3 protein-coding genes are annotated in these 1,681 nt (G+C 42.8%); 1 reads left to right on the top strand and 2 read right to left on the bottom strand.

The window, feature by feature from the left end:
* Positions 1-112 precede the first annotated feature (112 nt).
* Positions 113-730: a glycerol-3-phosphate 1-O-acyltransferase PlsY gene (gene plsY / locus ACW12G_RS07920; protein WP_029510391.1), complete on the top strand. Its 618-nt coding sequence runs from the start codon at positions 113-115 to the stop codon at positions 728-730.
* A gap of 27 nt (positions 731-757) precedes the next feature.
* Here plsY and dtd read toward each other — a convergent pair whose 3' ends face one another.
* Both dtd and ACW12G_RS07910 read right to left on the bottom strand, forming a co-directional pair.
* Positions 758-1,204 carry a D-aminoacyl-tRNA deacylase gene (gene dtd, locus ACW12G_RS07915; RefSeq protein WP_270747530.1) on the bottom strand — a complete coding sequence of 149 codons (447 nt, stop codon included), beginning with the start codon at positions 1,202-1,204 and terminating at the stop codon, positions 758-760.
* Positions 1,201-1,681, bottom strand: a 481-nt coding sequence (locus ACW12G_RS07910) for a hypothetical protein (RefSeq protein WP_455647710.1), incomplete at its 5' end; no start/stop codon positions are given. The genes dtd and ACW12G_RS07910, both read right to left, overlap by 4 nt.

Below are 1,681 nucleotides of genomic sequence, written 5' to 3'. Positions count from 1 at the left end.
AACTTATTCTGACAAGACTCAAAATAACATTTTCAATATGTCTCCCCCTTTACGATGACTTTTTATGATAGAATTAACTTTGTGTTTATTCACAATATTGAGGAGTTAAACTATGTTTTCTACAATACTGATGTTCGTCTGTGCCTACTTTCTCGGGTCATTACTACCGGGATATTGGATTGGCCTCATTTTTTATCACAAGGATATTCGTGATGAAGGTTCCGGTAATATCGGCACGACCAACTCCTTTCGCGTCCTTGGTCCAGTCGCCGGTACCGTCACACTCGTCCTTGATCTCTTAAAAGGGACAGCTGCTGGCTTGTTACCCATCCTTTTCCACAGTCCGATCAACCCCATGTTGGTTGGTATTGCAGCCATCATTGGGCATACCTTCTCAATTTGGATTAAATTCAAAGGGGGCAAAGCGGTGGCCACCTCAGCTGGTGTCTTACTCGCCTACAACCCACAATTTTTCATCCTAGTCTCGGCAGTCTTTATTATCATGTTACTGCTCACGTCAATGGTGTCGTTGAGTTCAATGGTTGGCTTTAGTTTTGCCCTGATCACGTCATTTTTCTATCACGATCTCATTTTGACTTTAGTAGCGGCCGCGTTAACTTGCTTTGTCTTTTACCGGCACCGCTCAAATATCCAACGTATTAAAAACGGGACTGAAAGTCTCGTCCCATTTGGTTGGTATTACCATTATCGACAAACACATCACAACTAAAAAAGGTTCGGCTTAGCCGAACCTTTTTTAGTTGTCTTTTGTATCAAATAGAATGGTTACTGGGCCATCATTGACTAATGACACTGCCATATCGGCACCAAATTGTCCCGTTTCAACCGGTAATCCAGTACGCCGTAGTGCGGCATTAAACTGGTCGTACATCATGCTGGCAAAGGCTGGTTGGCCAGCTTTGGCAAAGCTCGGCCGATTGCCCTTCTTCGTATCAGCAAACAATGTAAATTGAGAAATAGACAAAATTTCGCCAGCAATCGCTTGGATGCTCAAGTTCATCCGTCCGTCCGCATCTTCAAAGACACGTAACTGACTAATCTTTCGAACCAGATAATCAATATCAGCCGTTGTGTCGTCATCAGCAACACCCACTAATAACACAAAGCCAGCTTTAATTTGCCCAACAATTTGGTCATCAATCGTGACTTGTGCCGATTTGACACGTTGTAACACAACTTTCATTTTTCCCACTCCTCAATATCACGTTTAGATACCATGATACGGGAAAAGGCGTGCGGGATCAAACGCCGCATAAACAGTGTCGCATGCACCGTAATCAATAAAGCATCTAATGGATCACGTTTAATCATATAAAGTACTAAAAACAGGACAGATGTTGGGGGTAACAACAACAAGACTGTCGCGACCCATAACCGTTCAAACCACCAGTATTTTAACGCTTTGTCTACGGTACTTTGGTCCACGGCTAAGGGTTTTACTTGCTGAAAGTCATAGTGGACTTTTTGCCGACCCACATACCAAGCAATAATTGGAATGCCCAATGTAATAACTAAGACAAGCCACCACACGATGGGCTGATGAATTGGAATATGGGGTAAATGCAGTAATATATCAAACAACCAATATGGGGTCACTAAGACACTACTAATAAATAGTGGCCAGAGTAACCATTTTTGGGACTTTGGTTCCGGTAATTGT

The organism is Leuconostoc sp. (assembly GCF_965300815.1).
Note: the sequence above shows the minus strand (reverse complement) of the source record. Positions and strands in the feature narration are given on the sequence as shown.